The 496-nt window shown below is 62.9% G+C and carries 1 protein-coding gene; it reads right to left on the bottom strand.

Features of this window, described 5'->3' with window-relative positions:
• Positions 1 to 477 (bottom strand): ABC transporter permease subunit (locus EN935_RS42860; RefSeq protein WP_281040431.1); only part of this gene is annotated, 477 nt, incomplete at its 3' end.
• Positions 478 to 496: the final 19 nt, after the last annotated feature.

Here is a 496-nt window from a genome sequence, read left to right on the forward strand (position 1 = left end):
CTTCCAATGAAAAGCGCGACGACCACGTCGTCGAAGGAGTGAGGCGAAGGGCGTCCCGGAGATAACGCCCGGAAGGATGATCGGCAGCATCACCGTCCTGAAGGCGTGCCAGGGCGGCGAGCCGAGGCTGCAGGCCGCGCGCATCAGGTTGCCGTCGAACTGCGACAGCGACGCCGTGACGGTGACCACGACGAAGGGCGTGCCAAGAACCGTGTGGGCGATAATGACGCCCATGAAGGTTCCTTGCGGGGAGAAGTCGGAGAACAGAAAGAACATGTCTGCCGCCGCGACGATCACCGGCACCATCATTGGCGTCATGAACAACGCCATCAAGGTGGACCGGACGGCAGCGCCGGTTGGGACAGGCCGATGGCCGCCGCGATGCCCAGAACGGTAGCCAGACCGCCCGAGATGATCGCGATGAAGAAGGAGTTGAGGACGGCGCCCCCCAATTCGCTTTGCTGAAGAAGTCCTCATACCACCGCAGCGAATAGCC

It is taken from the genome of Mesorhizobium sp. M7D.F.Ca.US.004.03.1.1 (genome assembly GCF_003998635.1).
In the GTDB taxonomy this organism is placed as follows: Bacteria; Pseudomonadota; Alphaproteobacteria; order Rhizobiales; family Rhizobiaceae; genus Mesorhizobium; species Mesorhizobium loti.